General features: G+C 74.2%; 6 protein-coding genes. 2 read left to right on the plus strand and 4 right to left on the minus strand.

From position 1 onward, the window contains the following. Nucleotides 1-24 precede the first annotated feature (24 nt). Nucleotides 25-972 carry a methionyl-tRNA formyltransferase gene (locus tag AB0412_RS05240; protein WP_366401112.1) on the plus strand — a complete coding sequence of 316 codons (948 nt, stop codon included), beginning with the start codon at nt 25-27 and terminating at the stop codon, nt 970-972. A 73-nt stretch (nt 973-1,045) separates the two neighbouring features. On the opposite strand, the gene AB0412_RS05245 is transcribed toward AB0412_RS05240, so the two are convergent. From AB0412_RS05245 to AB0412_RS05260, 4 genes are read right to left on the minus strand one after another with little or no spacing between them, the layout of a single operon-like run. After that, nucleotides 1,046-1,906 (minus strand): ABC transporter ATP-binding protein, encoded by an 861-nt coding sequence (locus AB0412_RS05245; protein WP_366401113.1) that lies wholly within the window; start codon nt 1,904-1,906, stop codon nt 1,046-1,048. Nucleotides 1,907-1,910: 4 nt separating this feature from the next. Further along, nucleotides 1,911-3,011, minus strand: a complete 1,101-nt coding sequence (locus AB0412_RS05250; protein ID WP_366401114.1) for an iron ABC transporter permease — start codon at nt 3,009-3,011, stop codon at nt 1,911-1,913. A 4-nt stretch (nt 3,012-3,015) separates the two neighbouring features. After that, a complete protein-coding gene (locus AB0412_RS05255) occupies nt 3,016-3,477 on the minus strand; it encodes a hypothetical protein (protein WP_366401115.1) in 462 nt (153 codons plus the stop codon). Nucleotides 3,478-3,480: 3 nt separating this feature from the next. Beyond that, nucleotides 3,481-4,521, minus strand: coding sequence for an iron ABC transporter permease (locus tag AB0412_RS05260; protein ID WP_366401116.1), 1,041 nt, complete (start codon nt 4,519-4,521; stop codon nt 3,481-3,483). Nucleotides 4,522-4,708: 187 nt separating this feature from the next. Here AB0412_RS05260 and AB0412_RS05265 point away from each other — a divergent pair, with 187 nt between their 5' ends. Next, a complete protein-coding gene (locus tag AB0412_RS05265) occupies nt 4,709-23,776 on the plus strand; it encodes an amino acid adenylation domain-containing protein (RefSeq protein WP_366401117.1) in 19,068 nt (6,355 codons plus the stop codon). The last annotated feature ends 9 nt before the right edge of the window (nt 23,777-23,785 follow it).

Below are 23,785 nucleotides of genomic sequence, written 5' to 3' on the forward strand. Positions count from 1 at the left end.
CTAGCAATGGCTGAGGAGGCTTATATGCGGGTCGTCATGTTCGGCTACCAGACCTGGGGACACCGGACGCTGCGGGCTCTGCTGGACTCCGAGCACGAAGTGGTGCTGGTCGTCACCCACCCCAAGAGCGACCACGTCTACGAGCGGATCTGGAACGACTCGGTCGCCGACCTCGCCGAACAGCACGGTGTGCCGGTGCTGTTGCGCAACCGGCCGGACGACGACGAACTGCTGCGCACGCTCAAGGAGAGCGAGCCGGACCTCATCGTCGCCAACAACTGGCGTACGTGGCTGCCGCCGGAGATCTTCGGCCTGCCGCCGCACGGCACGCTCAACATCCACGACTCGCTGCTGCCCGCGTACGCCGGTTTCTCGCCGCTGATCTGGGCGCTGATCAACGGTGAGACGCAGGTCGGGGTCACCGCCCACCGCATGGACGCGGAGCTCGACATGGGCGACATCCTGATGCAGCGCGCGGTGCCGGTCGGCCCCTCCGACACCGCGACGGACCTCTTCCACCGCACCGTCGACCTCATCGGCCCCATCGTCCGGGAGTCCCTCGACCTCATCGCCTCCGGCCGGGCCGTGTGGACGCCGCAGGACCGCTCCCGGTCGAGCTTCTTCCACAAGCGGTCCCTGGAGGACAGCCGGATCGACTGGACATGGCCCGCCGAGGACCTCGAACGACTGGTGCGCGCCCAGTCCGACCCGTATCCGAACGCCTTCACGCACCATCGCGGGGAGCGCATCCGGATCGTCTCCGCGGCCGTGTCCGAGGGCCGCTACGGAGGCACACCGGGCCGCATCTTCATCCGCGAGGGGGACGGGGTGGTGATCGTGGCCGGTGCCGAGGCGCGCACCGGACGGCTGCCCGGTCTCGTGGTCAAGCGGGTGCGCACGGAGGACGGCAGGGAACACGCGGCGACGGACTACTTCCGTACGATGGGCGGCTATCTGACGCCCCGTCCGTGAAGCGGGGCCCACACCGCCGGCCCGCTGCGGCCGGCCGGCGATGTGGGCCGAGGGCCGGCGGGCCCGCCCCGCCTCAGCCGGCCTTCTCCGTCACGGCCACCGCCGCCGGTCCCGTCCCCTCGTGGTGGCGGCCCATCGGGACGACCATCGGGGTTCCGCTCACCGGGTCCTCGCCGACGACGCAGCGCAGTCCGAAGACCTCCTCCACCGTCTGTGCCGTGACGACCTTCGCCGGCGCGCCCTCCGCCACGATGCGTCCCGCCTTCATCGCCACGATGTGATCGGCGTACCGGCAGGCCTGGTTGAGGTCGTGCAGCACCATGACGACCGTGCGGCCCTGATGGCGGTTCAGGTCGGTGATCAGGTCCAGGACGTCGATCTGGTGCGCGAGGTCGAGATACGTCGTCGGCTCGTCCAGGAGCATCACCGGGGTGCCCTGCGCGACGGCCATGGCGATCCAGGCCCGCTGCCGCTGCCCGCCGGACAGTTCGTCCACGGACCGGTGCGCGAGGCCGGTCATCGCGGTGGCCCGCAGTGCCTCGTGCACGGCCTGTTCGTCCGCCGACGACCACTGCCGCCACCACGTCTGGTGCGGTGAACGTCCGCGCCCCACCAGGTCGATGACGGTCAGCCCCTCGGGCGCGACCGGCGACTGCGGCAGGATGCCGAGGCGCTGGGCCAGCGCCCGCGTCGGCATCGAGTGCACCGAGCGCCCGTCGAGGTGCACGGCCCCGGCCTTCGGGGTCAGCAGCCGGGCCAGCGCGCGCAGCAGCGTGGACTTGCCGCACGCGTTCGCGCCGACGATCACCGTGACCCGGCCGGCGGGTATCTCCAGATCGAGGTTCTCGACGACGATCCGGTCGTCGTACGCCAGGCGCAGGCCCTCGGCCCGCAAGGTCGGGCCCTCGAGGGGCACTTGGTGCTTGCGTGACACGTTCTCAGCCTCCAGAACCGGCGCGGTTGGCGCGGACGAGCAGCCACAGCAGGACGGGGGCGCCGAGGACGCCCGTGACGATCCCGACCGGAAGCTCGGTGCCGGGAATGAGCTTGCGCGCGGCCAGATCGGCACCGAGCACCATCGCGGCGCCGGTCAGACCCGCGGTGACGGGCGGCGGGGAGGCGGTGCCGGCCAGCCGCTGCGCGACCTGCGGGGCGGCGAGCGCCACGAACGCGACCGGTCCGGCGGTCGCCGTGCCGAAGGCCACCAGCCCCACGGCGGCCAGCAGCACGGCCACCCGTACGGTCTGCACCCGGGTCCCGAGCCCCCGGGCCACGTCGTCGCCGAGCTCCAGGGTGCGCATCTGCCGGCCGAGCAGCACGGCGAGCGGCACGAGCAGGGCCATGACGGCGGCGAGCGGCGTGATCTGGTCCCAGCTACGGCCGTTGAGGTTGCCGACCAGCCAGCCGAGCGCCGCCTGGGCCTGGAAGCGCTGTCCGTGGGCCATCAGGTAGTCGGTGGCACTGGTGCAGATCCAGGCGACGCCGACGCCGACCAGCACGATGCGGTAGCCGGTGGTGCCCCGCTTCCAGGCGAGCACGTACACCGCCAGGGCCGCGGTGAGCGCGCCGAGCAGTCCGAGCGCCTGGGTGCCGAGGCCGCCGTCCCAGCCGAGGACGATGCCGGCGACCACGGCGGTGCCGGCGCCCTGGGTGATGCCGATCATGTCGGGGCTGGCGAGCGGGTTGCGGGTCATGGTCTGCAGCAGGGCGCCGGAGACGCCGAACGCGACGCCGACGAGCAGGCCCGCGAGGGCGCGCGGCAGGCGCAGCTCGTGGACGATGAGTTCGGTCGCCGGGTCGCTCGCGCCCACCAGGGCCCGCAGGACGTCGGTGAGCGGCAGGGCGACGTCCCCCACCGAGGTCTCCACGCAGAACAGCACGAATGCCGTGGCCGCGAGCAGCAGGGACACGGCAAGGAGGCGGGGGCGCAGCACGCCGGAGACGGGCGGCACGGGAAGCCGGAAGGCGAACCGGCCTGCGGCCGTGGGGTGTTCGGCGGGATCCTCGCGGCTGGGGCGTGGCGCGATCTCGGTGGTCATGGGCTCACCGCTCCCGCGGGGTCGGTCGTTGGGCGCGCCGGCTCTGTGGGGCTCCGGTCCGCATCGGGACGGGCTCACGCTCCGCGGGATCGGCGGTGGTCACGGGGCTGGGCGGCACGGGATCGGTGGTCGTGGTGGGGCTGGGCGGCACGGGATCGGTGGTCGTGGTGGGGCTGGGCGGCACGGGATCGGTGGTCGTGGTGGGGCTGGGCGGCGCGGGATCGGTGGTCGTGGTGGGGCTGGGCGGCGCGGGATCGGTGGTCGTGGTGGGGCTGGGCGGCACCGGATCGGTGGTCGTCGTGGCGCTCGGCGGCACCGGATCGGTGAGCGTCGCGGGCGCCGTCGTGACGCGAACGGAGGTTGTCGGGTTCTCCGGCTTCACGGGATGGGTGGCGGTCGCGGTCCCCGGCCCTACAGGACCGCTGGACATCGCGGGCCTCGCCCCCACGGCATCGGTCGTCGTCATCTCTCACAGCTCCGCGAGTCGGCGGCGTCGGACCAGTGCGATGAAGAACGGGCCGCCGATGAAGGCGACCAAGATCCCCGCCTGGATCTCGACCGGACGGGCGAGCAGCCGGCCCGCAATGTCCGCGGCCAGCAGCAGACAGGGGGCGAGGACGGCCGACAGCGGCAGCAGCCAGCGGTGGTCCGGGCCGATCCCGGCCGCCTGGGTGAGCACCCGCGCGATGTGCGGGACGACCAGACCGACGAAGACGACGGGGCCGATCACGGCGACGGCACCGCCGGTGAGCAGGGTGACCGCGACCACCCCCTGCACCCGCACGAGTCCGAGCCTCAGCCCGAGCGACCTCGCCACGTCGTCACCGAGCGCGAGGCTGTTCAGGGCCGGAGCGCAGGCCAGCGCCAGCACGGCCCCGACGGCGAGGAACGGCAGGACACGCACCAGAACCTGCTCGTTCTGGTTGGCCAGGGAGCCCGCCGACCAGAACCGGTACCGGTTGAGGGCGTCCGGGTCGGTGAGGGCGACCGCGCTGGTCAGGGAGAACAGCAGGGAGGTCACGGCGACACCGGCCAGCGCCAGTTTGACCGGCGTGGTGCCCGACCGGCCGAGCCCGCCCAGCAGGTACACCAGGACACTCGCGCCCAGCGCCCCGGCGAACGCGAACCAGATGTAGCCGTAGGCGGAGCCGATGCCGAGGACGCCGACCGACACGACGACGGCGAAGGCGGCGCCCGCGCTGACGCCGAGGATGCCGGGGTCCGCCAGCGGATTGCGGGTCAGCGCCTGCATCAGCGCACCCGACAGGCCGAGCGCGGCGCCGGTGGCGAGGCCGAGGGCGGTGCGGGGGAGGCGCACGGACCAGATCACGTTGTCCACACGGGAGTCCGGCGCCTCGCCGAGCAGCGTGTGCCACACCTGGTCGAGCGGCACGGCGAGCGCGCCGAACGCCATGGACAGCGTGCACAGCACGACCAGCGCGGCGCCCGACAGCGCCAGCAGGAGGAGTGCGCGGGGGCCTTTCGCCGCCCGGACCACCGAGGTCCCCACGGATACGTCCTTCGGTCAGGCTTGCCTCAACTGTGACGGACTGTAGTGGAGTTGGGGCGCCGTCCCCGCCCCTTCGACCAATTCGGCCAATCCGAGCGCGATCTAGGAATTAGGTAACCCTTACCTTACTATGGCGCCGATCCCCAGCCCAGAGCCGGGGACCGACCTACTGGGGAGGCACGCTGCAGTGTGCGGTTCCGAGGAAGCCCTGGCCCATTGGCAGCGGTTGCTCCTGCCACTCCCGCTCGAGATCTCCCTGCCCGCCGACCGGCCGCACCCGCCGGAACCCACGCCCCACCGCGACACCCGCACCCTGCCCGGCGTCCCCGAGGCCCCCGACCTCGTGCTGCTCGCGGCCTTCGCCGCCCTGCTGCACCGCTACAGCGGCGCCACCGACCTCACCGTCGGACACGACGGCCTGCCCGTGCGGGTGTCCCTCGCCCACCAGCCGACGTTCCGTGACCTCACCCGCCGGGCGACCGAGGCGTGGCAGGAGGCCGAGACCCATCGGGTGCCCCTCGACCTGCTCATCGACGAACTCCACCCCCGGGCCATGCGCGGCGGCGGCCTCTTCTTCAACACGGCCCTCGCCACACCCGCCCGCCCCGCCGGTGAACTGCCGGGCCCGCTCGACCTGTTGATCCACGTGGACGGCGACGAGGCCCGCATCACCTACGACCCGGCCCTCTTCGACACCGCCACCGCCGACCGGCTGCTCGCTCACTACCGGACGCTGCTCACCGACGCCCTCGCCCGCCCCGACACCCCCGTCGACCGGCTGGCGCTCATGGGGGAACGGGAACTCCGGCAGGTCGTCCTCGACTGGAACGCCACCGAGCACACGGTCCCCGCCGGCACCTGGCCGGCGATGTTCGCCGAACAGGTCCGCCGGCGCCCCGACTCCGTCGCCCTGGTCCTCGAGGACGAACGCCTCACCTACGCCGAGCTGGACGAGCGGGCCAACCGGCTCGCCCACGCCCTGATCGCCCGCGGCGCCGGACCCGAGCGGATCGTCGCGCTCGCCCTGCCCCGCTCCACCGAACTGATCGTCGCCGAGGTCGCCGTCCTCAAGTCCGGCGCCGCCTATCTGCCGATCGACCACGACTACCCGGCCGACCGCATCGCCTACATGCTCGGTGACGCCGCTCCCGTCTGCATGGTCACCACCCGGGACACCGCACGCGAACTCCCCGACCACGACGGCAGCATGGCGTTACTGGAGCTGGACGCTCCCGCCACCACGGCCGAGCTGGCTGAGCGCCCGGCCCACGACCCGACCGACACCGATCGCGGCGCGCCGCTCACCGTCCACAGCGCCGCCTACGTCATCTACACCTCCGGCTCCACCGGCCGGCCCAAGGGTGTCGTCCTCGCCCACAGCGGCGTGGCCAAGCTGGTCGCCACCCAGAGCGAACGCTTCGGCATCGGACCGCACTCCAGGGTGCTGCAGTTCGCCTCGCCCAGCTTCGACGTCGCCTTCTGGGACCTGTGCCTCGGCCTGCTCTCCGGCGGACGCCTCGTCGTCGTCCCGGCGGAGCGCCGGGTGCCCGCCGCCCCGCTCGCCGACTATGCCCGCGCCCACGGCATCACCTTCATGATCCTCCCGCCCGCGCTGCTCGCCGCCCTGCCGGACGACGTGACGCTGCCGCCGACCGCGACCCTGCTGGCCGGCACCGAGCGGGTCTCCCCGGAGCTGGTGGGCCGCTACGCACGCGGCCGGATGATGTTCAACGCCTACGGCCCCACCGAGGCCACCACCAACTCGACCCTCGGCCTGTGCGACCCCGACATCCCGGCCGGCTCCATCGTCCCGATCGGCGTCCCCGACCCCGGCACGCGCGCCTATGTCCTCGACGCCTACCTCCAGCCGGTCCCGGCAGGTGTCACCGGCGAGCTGTACCTGGGCGGCGCGGGCCTGGCCCGCGGCTATCTCGGACGGCCCGACCTGACCGCCGAACGCTTCGTCGCCGACCCCTTCGGCGCACCCGGTGAGCGGCTGTACCGCACCGGCGACCTCGTCCGCTGGAGGTCCGACGGGCGCCTGGAGTTCCTCGGCCGGGCCGACACCCAGGTCAAGATCCGCGGCTTCCGGATCGAGCCGGGGGAGATCGAGTCCGTGCTGCGCGGCCACCCGGCCGTCGACCAGGTGACGGTGGTCGCCCGCGAGGACCGCCCGGGTGACCGCCGCCTCGCCGCCTATGTCGTACCCGCCCTCGGCACACCGCGCGCCGACGACCCGGCAGCGCAGGTCGATCAGTGGCGGCAGGTGCACGACCTCCTCTACCGGGCCGCCGGATCGGAGGGGACGCACGAGGACGCCCACGGCGTCCGGGAGAACTTCGCCGGCTGGAACAGCATGTACGACGGGCGGCCCATCCCGGTGGCGGAGATGCGCGAATGGCGCGAGGCCACCGTCGACCGGCTGTGCGAACTCGGGCCGCTGCGCAGGGTGCTGGAGATCGGCGTGGGCAGCGGACTGATCCTGTCCCGTATCGCACCCGACTGCGAGACGTATTGGGGCACCGACCTCTCGCACCAGGCGATCGCGGCGCTGCGCGCCCAGGTGGAGACCGACCCGCGGCTCGCCGCCACGGTGCGGTTGAGCGCCTGGCCCGCCCACGACACCGAGGGGCTGCCCACCGGCTTCTTCGACACGATCGTCCTCAACTCCGTCGCCCAGTACTTCCCCAGCGCCGAGTACCTCGGCGACGTCCTGCGCCGGGCGGCGGGACTGCTCGCACCCGGCGGCCGCATCTTCGTCGGCGACGTGCGCAACCTGCGCCTGCTGCGCACCCTGCGCGCGGCCGTCGAGACCCGCCGCGCGGCGGACGGCCTCCAGGAGAGCGGGGGCACGGACAAGAGCGCCCTGCGCGAGGCGGTGGAGCGCTCGGTGCGCTGGGAGGGCGAACTGCTCCTCGACCCCGACTACTTCGCCGCCCTCGCCGGGTTCGACGCCGACATCCGTCTCAAGCGGGCGGCCCACCACAACGAGCTGAGCCGGTACCGCTACGACGTCGTCCTGCGCCCGGCCACCGCCGACGACACCGGCTCCGTGCCGGGCGAGCGGGAGCTGTCCTGGTCCGAGGCGCGGGGCCTGACCGGCCTGCGGGACCTGCTCGCCGACCGGCCGGCGCGGCTGCGGGTCACCGGCGTGCCCAACGCGCGGCTCACCGACGACCTGGCGGACCTGCGCGCCCTGGACGGCAGCAGCCGCGCGCCGGCACCCGGCGCCGACCCCGAGGACCTGCACGCCCTGGCCGCCGAGCACGGCTACCGGGCCGCACTCACCTGGAACGGGGCGGCCGACGACGGGGCCTTCGACGCGCTCCTCGTCCTCGGCGGACCGCCCACCGCGCCCGGTTCCGGGACGTCCGGCGGGCCCGGTTCCGGGGTGTCCTTCGCGCCCCGCTCCCGACCCCTCACCGCGCCCTACCGCCCCACCGGCGCCTTCCCGCACGCCAACCGCCCGGCCCCCTTCCGGGACGTCACCGCGCTGATGCGGGAGCTGCGCGCCCACGCCGCCGAACGGCTGCCGGACTACATGGTCCCCTCGGCGTTCGTGCCGCTGCACGTCCTGCCGGTCACCCCCAGCGGCAAGATCGACGCAAGGGCCCTGCCGGCCCCGGACTACGCGGCCCTGAGTTCCGGCCGGCCACCGCGCACCCCGCGCGAGACGCTGCTGTGCCGCCTGTACGCGCAGGTACTCGGCCTGGACTCGGTGACCGCCGAGGACGACTTCCTCGCCCTCGGCGGCGACAGCATCACCGCCATCCAGCTGCTGATCAAGGCGCGGGAGGCGGGCCTGCGCCTCACCACCCGCGAGGTGTTCCGGCACCGTACCGTCGAGGCCCTCGCCCGGGCCGCCGTGGCCCGCGCGGCCGAGGAGGGCACCCCCGCGGGCACCCCGCTGCTGCACCTCGACGACCGCGAACTCGCCGAGATCCAGGGCACGAATCCGCTCCCCGTCGAGGAACTGCTCCCCCTCAGCCCCCTCCAGCAGGGCTTCTACTTCCACTCCCTGACCGGCACGGACGGCGACACCTACGTCGTGCAGCAGGTGCTCGACCTGGCCGGCCCCGTCGACGGCCCCACGCTGCACCGGGCGGCGCAGCGACTGCTGGACCGGCATGCCCCGCTGCGGGCCGCCTTCCGCCGGCGCGCCGACGGCACACCGGTGCAGATCATCACCCGGCACTGCGAACTGCCGTGGCGGGAGGTCGATCTCTCCGCCCAGGACGGCACGTCGCCGGAGAACCCGGTCGATGCGGTGGCCGCGGACGAGCGGGCCGCCGGCTTCGACCTGGCGGCACCGCCACTGCTGCGCTGCGCCCTCGTCCGGCTCGGCGAGCACCGCAGCCGCCTGCTCCTGACCTTCCATCACATCGTGGCCGACGGCTGGTCCCTGCCCGTCCTGCACCGCGAACTGATGGCGTACTACGGCACCGACGCGCCGCCGCTCGCCGAGGTCACCCCGTATCGCGCCTTCCTGCGCCGTCTCGCCGGCCAGGACCGCGACGCGGCCCGGGAGGCATGGCGCCTCGCCCTCGCCGGGCTCGACGAGCCGACCCGGCTGGTGGACACCCCTCCCACGGGGGCGCCGGTGCGGCCCGCGCACGTGCGGATCGAACTGCCCGAGACGGTCACCGCGCGCCTCGTCGAACGGGCCCGGGAGCGGGGCGTCACGCTCGGCACCCTCGTGCAGGCGGCCTGGGGACTGCTGCTCGGCAGGCTGACCGGCCGCGACGACGTGGTGTTCGGCACGACCGTCTCCGGCCGGGACAGCGAGGTCGACGGCATCGACTCGATGGTGGGCCTGTTCATCAACACCCTCCCGACGCGCCTGCGGTGGAGCCCGGGGGAGGGGCTCGGGGAACTGCTGGTCCGCCTCCAGGAGGAACAGGCCTCGCTGCTCGACCACCAGCACCTCTCCCTGGCGGAGATCCAGCGTGTCGCGGGCCACGCGGGCCGCGGGGAACTCTTCGACACCCTGGTGGTCTTCGAGAACTACCCGGCCGAGGCAGGCACGAGCGACGCGTCCGGCAGCATCCGCATCACCGGCGACACCTTCCACGACGCCGTCCACTATCCGCTCGCCCTCGTGATCAAGCCAGGGGCACGCCTGGACATACGGCTCAAGCACCACGCCGAACGGCTGGACGAGACGACCGTCCGGGCGCTCGGCGACCGGCTGACCCGGATCCTGGCGGCGATCGCCGAGCACCCGGACCGCCCGGTGGCCGCCATCGACCTGCTGTCGCCCGACGAGGGGCTGCGTGCCCACGTCGTCGGCGATCAGCGGTCCGTCCCGGACACCACACTCGCCGCGGCCTTCACGACCCAGGCGGCCCGGACACCCGACGCGACGGCCGTCGTCTTCCAGGACGAGCGGCTCACCTACGCCGAACTCGACGGCCGGGCACGGGCGTTGGCGGCGCGGCTGCGGCGCCGGGGCGCGCGGCCGGGGACCTTCGTCGCGGTCGCCGTGCCCCGCTCGGCGGAGCTGATGGTGGCCCTGCTCGGCGTACTGAAGGCGGGCGCCGCGTATCTGCCGGTGGACCTGGACTACCCGGCGGACCGCGTGGCGCACATGCTGACCGACTCGGGCGCCACGACGGTGATCACCCTGTCCGGTACCGCCGACCGGCTGCCGCAGGGCAGCACTCCGTCTCTCGTGCTGCTCGACCAGGACGAGCCGGAAGGCGAGCGGGAAGGCGAGACGGAAAGGGAGCCGGAAGGCGAGACGGACAGGGAGAGGGAAGGCGGGACGAGCGCGGCGTCACGTACGGCAACCCACGCCCGCCCCGACGACCCCGCCTACCTCATCTACACCTCCGGCTCCACCGGCCGCCCGAAGGGTGTGATCGTCACCCACCGCGCCATCGTCAACCGGCTCGCCTGGATGCAGCACACCTATGGCCTCACCCCGCACGACCGGGTGCTGCAGAAGACGCCGTCCAGCTTCGACGTGTCCGTGTGGGAGTTCTTCTGGCCGCTCCTCGAAGGAGCCGCCGTGGTCCTCGCCCGGCCGGACGGCCACCGCGACCCCGCCTATCTGGCCGCGCTCGTGCGCGAACAGCGCATCACGACCCTGCACTTCGTGCCGTCCATGCTGGAGGCGTTCCTCCAGTCGGAGGAGGTCACCGCCGACCCGTCCTGGGCGGCCTCGCTGCGCCGCGTCCTCAGCAGCGGGGAGGCACTCCCGGTCGCCGCCGCGAGCCGCTGGCACGCCCTGACCGGGGTGCCGCTGCACAACCTGTACGGCCCCACCGAGGCCGCCGTCGACGTCACCCACCACCCGTACGACCCCGGCGAGCGGGGCACGACCGTGCCGATCGGGCGGCCCGTGTGGAACACCGGCCTGCGGGTCCTGGACACCTGCCTGCGGCCGGTCCCCGACGGGGTGCCCGGCGAGCTGTACCTGACCGGTGTGCAGCTGGCCCGCGGCTACCACGCCCGCCCGGCGCTGACCGCCGCACGCTTCCCCGCCGACCCCTACGGCCCGCCCGGCAGCCGCATGTACCGCACCGGTGACCTGGTGCGGCGCCGCGCCGACGGAGTGATCGAGTACCTGGGCCGCACCGACCGCCAGGTCAAGCTGCGCGGCAACCGCATCGAACCCGGCGAGGTCGAGGCCGCGCTGACCGCCCTGCCCGAGGTGGCGCAGGCCGCCGTGACCGTACGGGACGACACCCTCGTCGCCCACGTCGTACCGGCCGCCGGGGCGGACGCCGCACCGGCCGCACTGCGCGAGGCCCTGTCCGCCGGCCTGCCCGCCCCGATGGTCCCCGGCGCCTGGGTCCTGCTCGACGCGCTGCCGCTGACCCCCAGCGGCAAGCTCGACCGGGCCGCACTGCCCGCACCCCGGGCCGTCCACGCCGAGCCGCGCGCCCCGCGCAACCCCCGGGAACAGCTGCTCACCGAGATCTTCGCCGCCGTACTGAGGCTGCCGGAAGCCGGAGTCGACGACGACTTCTTCCTGCTCGGCGGCGACAGCATCAGCTCCATCGCCGTCGCCGGCCGCGCCCGCCGCGCCGGCCTCGCGATCGGCCCCCGGGACGTCTTCGAGCACCGCACCCCCGCCGCCCTCGCCGCGGCGGCCACCGCCACCGGGACGTCCCGGCCCGCCGACGCCACCGGCGCCTTCACCCTCACCGCCGAGGAGCGGGAACGCGTCGAACGCCTGGCCCCCGGCCGCATCGAGGACGTGTGGCCGCTCGCCCCGCTCCAGGAAGGCCTGTTCTTCCACTCCACCTACGACGACAGCGCCCTGGACGTCTACACCGTCCACGAGTCCTTCGACCTCGCCGAACGCGTCGACACCGAACGGCTGCGCGCCGCGGTGCGCACCCTGCTGGCCCGCCACCCGAGTCTGCGCGCCGGGTTCACCAGTGAAGGGCTGCGCAGGCCGGTGCAGTTCATCGTGCGCGAGGCGCAGATCCCGCTCACCGAGACCGACCTGTCCGGACTGCCGCGCGCCGAACAGGACGCGCGCCTGCGGGAACTGATGGACGAGGAGCGCACCCGGCGCTTCGACCTGACCCGCCCGCTGCTGTTCCGGATGCTGCTGGTGCGCCTCGGGGAAGGGCGCGGGGACCGCCTCGTCGTCGGCCGGCATCTGATCCTGTGGGACGGCTGGTCCGCCTGGCTGTTCCTGGACCAGCTGTTCGCACTGTACGAGAACGGCGGCGATCCGGCGCCGCTCGCCCGCCCCGGCTCGTACCGCGACTACCTGACCTGGCTGGGACACCAGGACGACAGCGAGGCCACCCGCGCCTGGCGCGACGCGCTGACCGGTCTGGAGGAGCCCACCCTGCTGGCGCCCACGGCCGCGGACCGGGGCCCGGAGCCGGTGATCCCGGAGCACCTGCACACCACCCTCGCCCCGCACACCGCCGAGCGGCTGCGCGACACCGCACGCCGGCACGGTCTGACCCTCAACACGGTCCTCAACGCCGCCTGGGGACTGACCCTGGCCTCCGCCACCGGCAGGACCGACGTCGTCTTCGGCACCACCGTCGCCGGACGCCCGAGCGAGGTCCCCGACGTCGAGCACATCGTCGGCATGTTCCTCAACACCGTGCCCGCCCGCATCGCCCTCGACCCGCGCGAAGCGGTCCTGGACCTGCTGCGCCGGATCCAGGGTGAGCGGCTGGCGCTGATGCCGTACGAGTACCTGGGCCTCGGCGTCCTCCAGGCGGAGACGGGCCACCGGCGGCTGTTCGACACGCTGTTCGTGCTGCGCAACGCCGACACCGACGAACGCCTCGCCGCGCTGCGCGACCGGCACGGCGCGACGGCGGTCGCCAACGTGGACGCGACGCACTACCCGGCCAACCTCGTCGTCACGCCCGGCGAACGGATCCGGGTCACCCTCGCCTACCGCCCCGACCTGCTGGACGACACCCGCGCACACCGCCTCCTGGACCGGTTCGTGCTGCTGGTGGACCGGCTGGTCGCCGACCCGTCCGCCGCCGTCGGCTCCCTCGACCCGCTGCTGCCCGCCGAGGCGGCCGTACTGGAGCGCGAGGAGGCCGGCGGGCGGCAGCCCGTGCCGCACGAGACGATCGCCGACCTGCTCGCCGCTCAGGCCCGCCGCACCCCCGACGCCACCGCCCTCGTCTTCGGCGCCCGGACGATGACGTACGCCGAACTCGACGCGCGCTGCAACCGCCTGGCGCGCCTGCTGATCGCCCGCGGCGCCGGGCCCGAGAAGGTGATCGCACTCGGCCTGCCCCGGTCGATCGACATGGTGGTGGCGCTGTTCGCCGTGCTGCGCACGGGTGCCGCCTACCTGCCCCTCGAACTGGACCACCCGGCCGAGCGCCTTTCGCTGATGCTGGCCGACGCCCGCCCGCTGCTCCTGCTGTCCACGCGGGCGGTGGCACGGACCCTGACGGCAGACACCCCGCGGGTGCTGCTCGACGACCCGGAGACGGCCGCCGAGCTGGACCGGACCTCCGCCGCCCCGGTCGAGGTCTCCTTCAGCCTCGACCACCCGGCGTACGTGATCTACACGTCCGGCTCCACGGGCCGCCCCAAGGGTGTGGTCACGCCCTATGTGGGCCTGACCAACATGCAGCTCAACCACCAGAAGGAGATCTTCGCCCCGGCGATCGCCTCGGCCGGCGGGCGACGGCTGCGCATCGCGCACACCGTGTCGTTCGCCTTCGACATGTCCTGGGAGGAGCTGCTGTGGCTCGTCGAGGGACACGAGGTGCACATCTGTGACGAGGAGCTGCGGCGGGACGCCACCGCCCTCGTGGCGTACTGCGAGGAGCACCGCGTCGACGTGGTGAACGTGACGCCCACGTACGCCCATCTCCTCGTCGAGGAGGGACTGCTGGACGGTCACCGTCCACCGCTGGTGCTGCTCGGCGGCGAGGCCGTCACCGAGACGCTGTGGAACACCCTGCGGGACACCGAGGGCACCTACGGCTACAACCTGTACGGGCCCACCGAGTACACCATCAACACCCTCGGCGGCGGCACCCACGACAGCGCCACGCCGACCGTCGGCCGCCCCATCCGCGCCACCCGCGCCCGCATCCTCGACACCTGGCTGCGTCCCGTCCCGCAGGGCGTGGCGGGCGAGCTGTACATCGCCGGGGCGGGCCTGGCCCGCGGCTACCTCGACCGGCCGGGGCTGACCGCCGAGCGGTTCGTGGCCGACCCGTACGGCCGGCCCGGCGAGCGCATGTACCGCACCGGCGACCTGGTGCGCCGCCGCCCCGACGGCAACCTCGACTTCCTCGGCCGCACCGACGACCAGGTCAAGATCCGCGGGCACCGGGTGGAGCTCGGCGAGATCGAGACCGTCCTCGCCCAGCACCCCGGCGTCTCCCAGGCCGCCGTGCTCGCCCGCGACGACACGAGCGCCCCGGGCACCAAACGCCTGGTGGGCTATGTCGTCCCGGCCGACCCCGGCGAGGAGGCGCGCGGCCGGGCCGAACGGGAGCAGATCGGCGAGTGGCGGGAGATCTACTCGGCCGAGTACAGCGAGATCGGCACCGCCCTGTTCACCGAGGACTTCGCCGGCTGGGACAGCTCCTACGACGGCCGGCCGATCCCCGTCGAGCACATGCGCGAGTGGCGCGAGGCCACCGTCGAACGCATCCGGGAGCTGCGGCCCCGGCGCGTCCTGGAGATCGGCGTCGGCTCCGGACTGCTGCTGTCGCGGCTCGCCCCGGACGCGGAGGCGTACTGGGCGACGGACTTCGCAGCGCCCGTCATCCGCAAGCTCGGCGAGGACCTGCGGGCCGACCCCGCACTGGCCCGGAAGGTCGAACTGCGGTGCCAGTCCGCCGAGGTGACCGACGGACTGCCGACGGGCTTCTTCGACACGGTGGTCATCAACTCCGTCGTGCAGTACTTCCCCAGCCTGGACCACCTGCGCACGGTCGTCCGCAAGGTGATGGGCCTGCTCGCGCCGGGCGGCGCCCTGTTCCTCGGCGACGTGCGCGACCTGCGGCAGGCCCGGATCTTCCAGACCGGCATCCAGCGGGCCCGCGGCGAGACCGACCCGCACGCCCTGCGCCGGGCCGTGGACCGCGGCCTCGCCCTGGAGAAGGAACTCCTCGTCGACCCCGACTGGTTCACCACCCTCGGCCTCGGCGTCGACCTGCGCACCAAGGCGGGCCGGCACCACAACGAGCTGACGCGGTACCGGTACGACGTCGTCCTCCACGACCCCTCGGCCACCGACCCGCTCCGGCTGGACGAGGCGCCGGAGACCGACTGGCCGGGCCCGGACGCGCTCCGTACCCGCCTCGACGGCACGGACCTGCTCCGCGTCCGCCGCATCCCGGACGCCCGCACGGCCGCCGACCTGGCCGCGACCCACGCCCTGGACGCCGGGCGCCCGCCGGGGGAGACGGCGGCCGGGGGCGAGGAGCCGGAGGACGTCCGCGCACTGGGCGCCGCCCACGGCTACCGGGTCCTCACCACCTGGTCGGACGAACCCGGCTTCTTCGACGCGGTGTTCGTACGGACGTCGCCGCCGAGCACGGCAAGCCGCACGGACGCACCCCGGCGCATCACGGGCCTGTACCGCCCCCGCACCGACCGCGGCACCGCCCCCTACGCCAACACCCCCACCGCGACCCGCGGCAGCGGCGCCCTCGTGCGCCGGCTGCGCGAGGACCTGGGGCAACGGCTGCCCGGCTACATGGTCCCGGCCGCCTTCGTCGTCCTGCCCCGGCTGCCGATGAACGACAACGGCAAACTCGACGTACGGGCGCTGCCCGAGGCCGAGCCGGCGGCCGCCCTGTCGGAAGGGCGCGGGCCCCGCACCCCCGTCGAGGAGGTGCTGTGCCGCCTGTTCGCCGAGGTGCTGGGCCTGGACCGGACGGGCGCGGAGGACAACTTCTTCGACCTGGGCGGCCACTCGCTGCTCGCGACCCGGCTGATCAGCCGGGCCCGCAGCGAACTGGGCGCCGAACTGGCGATCCGTGACCTGTTCGAGGCCCCGACCCCGGAGGCGCTCGCGGAGCGCGCCGGCACCGGACGGCCCGCCCGGCCCGCTCTGCGGCCCGTGCCCGAGGCCGAACGGCCCGCGCGCATGCCCCTGTCGGCCGCCCAGCGGCGGCTGTGGCTGGTGGAGCGCATCACCGGTGGCGGGGCGGCCTACAACTTCCCGCTGGTCTTCCGTCCGCGCGGCTCCCTGGACCTCGACGCGCTGAAGGAGGCCCTCACCGACGTGACGTCACGTCACGAGGCCCTGCGCACCCGGTTCCTGGAGGACGACGGCGAGCCGTACCAGTGGATCGTGCCGCCCGGAGCGGCCGAACCGGACTTCCAGGTGACCGACATCGCCGAGTCGGACCTCGCCGCACGCATCGAGTCCGCCCAGCGCCGCCCCTTCGACCTCGGCCGCGAACTCCCCCTGCGGGCCGAGGTGCTGCGACTGGCACCGGACGACCACGTGGTGGCTCTCGTCCTGCACCACATCACCACCGACGAGTGGTCGGACCGGCCGTTCCTCACCGACCTCACCACCGCCTACGCGGCCCGCCGCGACGGGCGGGCACCCGAGTGGACGCCGCTGCCCGTCCAGTACGCGGACTACACCCTCTGGCAGGACACGCTGCTCGAACAGGTCGGTGCGGCACAGCTCGCCCACTGGACCGAGGCACTGCGCGACCTCCCGGAGGAGCTGCCCCTGCCACTGGACCGGCCCCGGCCGGAGCGGCCCACCGGGCGCGGCGGCAAGGTCCGCGTCGAGCTGCCCACGGACACCGCCCAAGCGCTGCGAGAGCTGTCCGGCACCACCGGCACCAGCATGTTCATGCTCTTCCAGGCCGCCACGGCAGCCCTGCTGCACCGGCTCGGTGCCGGGGAGGACATCCCGCTGGGGGCGCCCATCGCGGGCCGCACGGACGACGCGCTGAACGACCTGGTGGGCTTCTTCGTCAACACGCTCGTGCTGCGCACCGACCTCTCGGGCGACGCCCTGACCTTCCGCGAACTCCTGGCTCGCGTCAGGGAGTCGGCGCTGGAGGCGTTCGAGCACCAGGACCTGCCGTTCGATCACGTCGTGGAGGCGGTCAACCCGCCCCGGGCCGCCGGCCGCAACCCCCTCTTCCAGGTCATGCTCGGCTACCACTACCGGCCCGACGGCGACCCGGACGTGCTGGGCCTGCCGACCGAGTGGTCCGAGATGGACACCGGCACGGCCAAGTTCGACCTGCACTTCACCTTCGTGGACGAGCCGGGCCCGAACCGTCTGGTGCTGCTGCTGGAGTACGCGGTCGACCTGTGCGACACCTCCACGGCCGAGCAACTGGCCGCCCGGCTGGTGCGCCTGCTGGAGCAGGTGTCCGCCGCCCCCGACCTGCCCGTGCGGGACCTGGACGTCACCGACGACGCCGAGCGGCGCGCGGTCCTCGGCCACTGGAACGACACGGCGCACGAGGTACCCGCGGCGACCCTGGGTGAGCTGTTCGCCGCGCAGGCCGCCCGCACCCCCGACGCACCGGCGCTGGTCTTCGGCGAACAGTGCCTGACCTACGCCGAGTTGAACGCCCGGGTCGACCGGACGGCACGTGTCCTCGCCGGGACGGGCGTCGGCCCCGAGCGCACCGTGGCGGTGGCGCTCCCGCGCTCGGCCGACCTCGTGGTCGCCCTGCTGGCCGTCCATCGGGCGGGTGGCGCCTATCTGCCGCTCGACCCCGACCTGCCGCCGGAGCGACGGGCGTTCATGCTGGCCGAGGCCCGCCCGGTGTGTGTCGTCGAGGGCGCCCTGCCCGAGGGCCCGGAGGGCGAGCTGCCCTCCGCGCACCATCCCTCGCACCCGGCCTACGTGATCTACACCTCCGGGTCGACGGGCCGCCCGAAGGGCGTGGTCGTCCCCCACGAGGGCATCGTCAACCGGCTGCTGTGGATGCAGCACACCTACGGCCTCACCCCGCACGACCGGGTGCTGCAGAAGACCCCGGCCGGCTTCGACGTGTCCGTGTGGGAGTTCTTCTGGCCCCTGATCACCGGGGCCACGCTCGTGGTCGCACGCCCCGAGGGGCACCGGGACCCGGCGTATCTGGCCCGGCTGATCCGGGAGCAGAACATCACCACCGTGCACTTCGTGCCGTCGATGCTCCAGATGTTCCTGGAGGAGCCCGCCGCCGGGCGGTGCACCGGACTGCGCCGGGTGCTGTGCAGCGGCGAGGCGCTGCCGCTCGCCGCGGCCGAACGCTGTCATCGGGTCCTGCCGGCCGCCGAGCTGCACAACCTGTACGGGCCGACCGAGGCGTCCGTCGACGTCACGGCCGCCGAGGTGCCCCCGGGCGCCGAACGCGTCGGGATCGGCCGTCCCGTCTGGAACACCCGGGCGTACGTGCTGGACGCCGCGCTGCGGCCGGTGCCGCCCGGTGTCGCGGGGGAGCTGTACCTGGCGGGCGTCCAGCTGGCCCGCGGCTATCTCGACCGCCCGGCACTCACCTCCGAGCGCTTCGTCGCCGACCCCTACGGGCCGCCCGGCGCCCGCATGTACCGCACCGGTGACCTCGCCCGATGGCGGACCGACGGCACCCTCGACTTCCTCGGCCGCACCGACCACCAGGTCAAGATCCGCGGGGTGCGCATCGAACCCGGGGAGATCGAGACCGTCCTCGCCCGGCACGCGTCCGTGGGGCGGGCGGCCGTCGTCCCGCACGACGAGCGGCTCGTCGCCTACGTCGTCCCGGCCGCCGGTGCGGACGCCGACGAGACGGACCTGCGCCGCCACGCCGCCGCCGCGCTGCCCGAGCACATGCTGCCGGCCGTCTTCGTCACCCTGGACGCGCTGCCGCTCACTGACAACGGCAAGCTCGACCGGCGGGCGCTGCCCGCCCCCGACCTCGCCGCGCGCGGCGGCACCGGCGGGGGGGCCCGCGACGCCCGCGAGGAGATCCTGTGCGGCCTGTTCGCGCGGGTGCTGGGCGTGGGACGCGTCGGTGTCGACGACGACTTCTTCGCCCTCGGCGGCCACTCGCTGCTGGCCATGCGGCTGGTCGCCGGCATCCGTGCGGCCCTCGGCGCCGAGGTGTCGGTCCGCACCGTCTTCGACGCGCCCACGGTCGCCCGGCTCGCGGGCCGGCTGGCGCGGACCGGCCCTCCGCAGGGCGTGGCCGCCCGTCCCGCACTCACCGTCAGGGCGCGTCCGAAGCGGCTGCCGCTGTCGTCCGCTCAGCGGCGGCTGTGGGTGCTGTATCAGGTGCAGGGCCCCAGCGCCACCTACAACATCCCGTTGGTCCGGCGGCTGACCGGCGCGCTGGACGCCGAGGCGCTGCGGGCCGCCGTGCACGACCTGGTGGTACGGCACGAGAGCCTGCGCACGGTCTTCCCGGACGAGGCGGGCGTGCCCTTCCAGCGCGTCCTGGACCCATCCGAGGTCCGCGTCCCCTTCGAGGTGGCGGACACCGACGCGGAACGGCTTCCCGGGCGACTGGCCCGCGCGGGGGCGTACGGCTTCGCGCTCGATCGCGAGATCCCCCTGCGCGTCCACGTGTTCCGCACCGGCCCCGAGGAGTGGACGCTGCTGCTCCTGCTGCACCACATCGCCGGTGACGAGTGGTCGGAGGGGCCGCTGAACCGTGACCTCGCGGTGGCCTACGCGGCCCGCGCGCAGGGGCGGGCACCCGAGTGGGAGCCGCTGCCCGTCCAGTACGCGGACTACACACTGTGGCAGCGGGACCTACTCGGCGACGAGAATGACCCGGCGAGCCCGGCCGCACGTCAGCTCGCGTACTGGCAGCAGACGTTGGCCGGGCTGCCCGAGGAGCTGGCGCTGCCGGCCGACCGCCCGCGCCCGCTGGAGGCGACCTACCGGGGCGGCTCGGCCGACCTGTGTCTCGACGCCGGACTCGCCGCTGGGCTGCACCGGTTGGCCCGCGACAACGGCGTCAGCGTGTTCATGGTGCTCCAGGCCGCCGTCGCCGCGCTGCTCAGCAGGCTGGGAGCGGGCCATGACATCCCCATCGGCAGCCCCGTCTCCGGACGCTCCGACGCCGCCCTCGACGGCCTGGTCGGCTTCTTCCTCAACACGCTGGTGCTGCGCACCGACACCTCCGGCGACTCGTCCTTCCGGGACCTGCTGACCCGGGTGCGGGAGACCGACCTGGCCGCCTTCGACCACCAGGACGTGCCGTTCGAACGGCTCGTGGAGGTGCTCAACCCGGCCCGGTCGCTGGCCCGGCATCCGCTGTTCCAGGTGATGGTCGTGTATCTGCCGGCGAGCGGGGGAGAGGCCGGGCTGCCCGGTCTGCGGTCCCAGCGCGACGACATGGCGGTCACCACCGCCAAGTTCGACCTGTCCTTCGACTTCGTGGAGCGCGCCGACGGCGGCGGTGTCGACGGCGTACTGGAATACAGTGCCGACCTGTTCGACCACGTAACCGCGCAGTCCCTCGCCGACCGCCTGCGGCGCCTGCTGCGGGCCGTCACCGCGGACCCGGATGTGCCGGTTCGACGCGTCGACCTGCTCGACGCGCAGGAGCGGCGCGTGCTGACCGGCGGCTGGCACAGCCGGCCACCACTGGCGCCGCCCACCACCGTGCCCGCGCTGTTCGAGGAGCGGGTCCGGCACTGCCCACAGGCGCCCGCTGTCGCGTCCGACGGCGTCGAGCTGACGTTCGCCGAGCTCAACGCACAGGCCAACAGCCTGGCCCGGCTGCTCGTCGAACGCGGCGCAGGCCCCGAGAGGGTGGTGGCCCTGTCGCTCCCGCGCACCGCACACTTCCTGGTGGCCGTCCTCGCGGTGCACAAGGCCGGCGCGGCCTATCTGCCGCTCGACCCCGAGGCCCCGCACGACCGCACCGCCGACGTCCTGGACGACGCGCGGCCGGTGCTGACGCTGACCACCCGGGACCTGGCGCACACGCTGCCCGCGGGCACCGGCCCGCTGATCCTCGACGACCCCGCCACGGCCGTGCGGGTCAGCGCCCGGGACACCTCCGACCTCACCGACACCGAGCGGCGCTCGCCCCTCACCCCCCGGCACCCCGCCTACGTCATCTACACCTCCGGCTCCACGGGCCGCCCCAAGGGCGTCGTGGTCACCCACGAGACCCTCGGCAACCTCTTCCACAGCCACCGCGAGACCCTCTACGCACCCGCGATCGAAGCGGCCGGGCGCCGGCATCTGCGGGCCGGGCACGCCTGGTCCTTCTTCTTCGACGCGTCCTGGCAGCCCCAGTTGTGGCTGCTCGACGGGCACTGCGTGCACATCGTGCCGGACGAGGTGCGCCGGGACCCCGACCTGCTGGCCGCGGCCGTCGTCCGGCACCGCTTCGACTTCCTGGAGGTCACCCCGTCGGTCTTCGCGCAGCTGGCCGACAGCGGGCTGCTGCGCGGCGACGACTGCCCCCTCCGGGTCGTCGGCGTCGGCGGCGAGGCCGTACCCGCCGCCCAGTGGCGGCGCCTCGGCGAGCTGCCCGGCACCGAGGCGTTCAACCTCTACGGCCCCACCGAGTCGACCGTGGACGCCCTGGTGGCCCGGGTGCGCGACAGCGAACGCCCCCTGGTGGGGCGGCCGGTGGCCGGCACCCGGGCGTATGTGCTCGACGGACTGCTCCAGCCGGTGCCGCCCGGTGTCACCGGCGAGCTGTACCTCGCCGGCGGGGGACTCGCCCGGGGCTATCTGGGCGCCCCCGCGCTGACCGCCGAGCGGTTCGTGGCCGACCCGTTCGGCCCGCCCGGCTCGCGGCTGTACCGCACCGGCGACCTCGCCCGCTGGACGGCCGACGGACGCCTGGACTTCCTCGGCCGCGCCGACGACCAGGTCAAGATCCGCGGCTTCCGCATCGAACCGGCCGAGATCGAGTCGGTGCTCGCCTCCCACCCGTCCCTGAGCCAGGCACTGGTGACGGTGGGGCGGCAGGACGCGCGCAGGCTGCTCGTCGCCTACGTCGTCCCCGCGCCCGGCGCCACGCCGGACCCCGCCGACCTGCGCGGCCGGGTCGCCGCCCGGCTGCCGGACCACATGGTCCCGGCGGCCGTGGTCGCCCTGGACCGCTTCCCGCAGCTCGCGAACGGCAAGCTGGACCGGGCCGCGCTCCCGGCCCCCGACTTCTCCGCGCTGTCCTCCGGCCGAGCACCCCGAACGGAGACCGAGAAGGCCCTGTGCGCGGTCTTCGCCGACGTCCTCGGCCTGGAACGGGCCGGCGTCGACGACGACTTCTTCACTCTCGGCGGTGACAGCATCGTCGCCATGCAGCTGGTCGGCCGGGCCCGCGCGGCCGGCATCCGGATCACGCCCCGGCTGGTGTTCCGCCACCGCACGGTCGCCGCCCTGAGCGCCGTCGCCGAGGCCACCGGCGGGGACACCGCCGCCCGCCGCGAGGACGACGGCACCGGCACCGTGCCCCTGACGCCGGTCATGCACTGGTTGCGTGAACTCGGCGGCTCCTTCGCCACCTACCACCAGTCGGCGCTCGTCCGCACTCCCGCGGACCTGGACCTGCCCGGCCTGACCGCCGTGCTCCAGGCCCTCGCCGACCGGCACGACCTGCTGCGGGCCGCCCTGGTCCGTCCGTCCCGCGACGACACGGCCGACTGGTCGCTGCACGTCCCGCCCGCCGGGACGCTCGACGCCGCCGACTGGATCGACCGCGTGGACGTGACCGGCCTCGACGCGACGGCGCTCGCCCGGACCGTCCGGGAACACGCGCACACGGCCCGGGCCCGGCTCGACCCCGATGCGGGCGCCATGGTGCGCGCCGTGTGGTTCGACGCCGGTGCCGCGCCCGGACGGCTGCTGCTCATGGCCCACCACCTCGTCGTGGACGGCGTGTCCTGGCGGGTGCTGCTGCCGGACCTCGCGGCGGCCTGGCAGGACGTGCGAGCCGGACGCCCCGCCCGGCTCGCTCCCGTCGAGACGTCCTTCGCCCGCTGGTCACGGCGGCTGGCCGTCCTGGCCCGGGACCCGGCCCGCGAAGCCGAACTGGCCACCTGGACGGCCGTCCTGGACGGCGGCACCGAGCCACTCGCGCTCACCCGCCGTCCGGATCCGGACCGCGACACGGCCGCCACCCAGCGGGAGGTCGTCCTGCGCCTGCCCGCCGCACACACCGGGCCCCTGCTGTCCACGGTCCCCGCCGCGTTCGGCGCCACGGTCAACGACGTGCTGCTGGCCGGGCTCGCCCTCGCCTTCGCCGACCGCCACCGGCGCCACGGCGGTACCGGCACCTCCGTCCTCGTCGACCTCGAGGGGCACGGCCGTGAGGAGGAGACGGCCGGGGACGACATCGACCTGTCCCGCACGGTCGGCTGGTTCACCAGCGTCTACCCGGTCCGCCTCGACCCGGGCCCGGCCGACCCGGCCGACGCCCTCGCCGGCGGACCGGCGGCCGAGGAGGCCGTCCGCCGGGTGCGCGGCCACCTGGCCTCGCTGCCCGCGAACGGCCTCGGCTACGGCCTGCTGCGGCACCTCAACCCCCGTACGCGAGCGGCCCTGTCGAGCCGTGAACCCGCCCGGATCGAGTTCAACTACCTCGGCCGGTTCGGCATCCCGGAGGAGACGGACTGGTCGTACGCGCCCGAGGAGGACGCCGCCGACATCGGTCCCGAGGGTGCCATGCGGGTGGGGCACGCCCTGACGATCAACGTCGTGACCGAGGACCGGGCGGACGGTCCGGTGCTGGCCGCCCACTGGTCCTACCTGGAAGGACTGCTGCCGCGAGAGACGGTCCGGGACCTCGCCGAGACGTGGTTCAAGGCCCTGGAGGGCCTCGTCGCGCGGGCCCGCGCCCAAAGCGAAGGCGCCCGGGACGAAGGACGGCCGTGAGGAACGACC

The sequence above is a fragment of the Streptomyces sp. NPDC052012 genome, assembly GCF_040689265.1.
Classification (GTDB): domain Bacteria; phylum Actinomycetota; class Actinomycetes; order Streptomycetales; family Streptomycetaceae; genus Streptomyces.

Coding starts and splice junctions, on each gene's coding strand:
- AB0412_RS05240 (WP_366401112.1), top strand. CDS start 25: ATGCGGGTCGTCATGTTCGGCTACCAGACCTGGGGACACCGGACGCTG.
- AB0412_RS05250 (WP_366401114.1), bottom strand. CDS start 3,011: ATGACCACCGAGATCGCGCCACGCCCCAGCCGCGAGGATCCCGCCGAA.
- AB0412_RS05255 (WP_366401115.1), bottom strand. CDS start 3,477: ATGACGACGACCGATGCCGTGGGGGCGAGGCCCGCGATGTCCAGCGGT.